The 1,039-nt window shown below is 39.4% G+C and carries 1 protein-coding gene and 1 pseudogene; one reads left to right on the forward strand and one right to left on the reverse strand.

What is annotated here, in order from left to right:
- Window positions 1-519 (forward strand): annotated as a pseudogene (locus tag FTV41_RS15045) (hypothetical protein); the annotation flags it as partial.
- 25 nt (window positions 520-544) lie between these two features.
- Here FTV41_RS15045 and FTV41_RS15050 read toward each other — a convergent pair.
- The coding region (locus tag FTV41_RS15050) for a transposase (RefSeq protein WP_179996793.1) at window positions 545-1,039 on the reverse strand (495 nt) is incomplete at its 5' end.

The following is a 1,039-nucleotide window of genomic DNA, read 5'->3' on the forward strand; positions in this document are numbered from 1 at the left end:
ATTATAAATATTGACACAGGAAAAATAGCTTATGCAAAGACAGAAAAACATGCTGAATTAATTAATTACTATTTTTATCTAAAAATTCCTCTTTCATATAATGAAGGCTTTGCATTTTTTCAGTGCTATAAAAGTGTAAGTGCTAAAACACTGATTTTTAACATTCTATATAAATATTACAAAGAAAAAAGCGGACTAGTATTACAATTTAAATCATTAACAGATGATAAATCTTTTGATGAATGGAAACAGAAAGCACAGGTGAAAGAAATTAAACTGACTAAATTTACAGGTATCGATGATAAAGCTCAGAGAATCTCAAATTTAGGTCATCGAGAGAATATTGAAACAGTATTAATGATGAAGCCTAAAAAAGGTAATTTCGGCTTGTTAAAAAACTTTCTCACGCCTAATACAGATCAATTTAAAGCCGTAGAAGTGTGGGAAGAGGAATGTCAGCAAGTTAAGACAGTTGTTAGTTTAAATGGCAAAAGTAGGACTTTTACTGTCGGTAGGTAAGCGTCCGCTGAATCCCATACCAATTTTAATTCGATTTAGGTTTCCAGCAGTGTGGCAGTAACTCTTCAATCTGGGTCACTTTATGTGTCGGCAGCCTTTTCAGCACATCACTTAAATAGGCATACGGATCCAAGCCATTCAGCTTTGCTGACTGGATTAACGTCATGATGTTTGCCGCTCGCTGACCACTGCGCAGCGAACCTGCAAACAGCCAGTTCTTGCGCCCCAACGCCCAGGGACGCATCTGATTCTCGACCCAATTATTGCAAATAGGTAGATTGCCATCATCCAGATAGCGGCTTAAAGCTGGCCAACGCTTCAGAGTGTAATTGATGGCCTTGGCGGTGGGAGAACTCGATGGCACTGTCAGATGATGTTGGTTGAGCCATTCATATAGTTGTTGCATCACTGGTTGACTATGCTGTTGTCGGTATTCGCGGCGGTCTTCCGCTGTACCATCGGTCTTTTTCCTGAGCTCTGCTTCTATCGCATACAGTTTCTGAATCAGCACTAATGCCTG

Source organism: Acinetobacter sp. YH16051, from assembly GCF_013417135.1.
Classification (GTDB): domain Bacteria; phylum Pseudomonadota; class Gammaproteobacteria; order Pseudomonadales; family Moraxellaceae; genus Acinetobacter; species Acinetobacter towneri.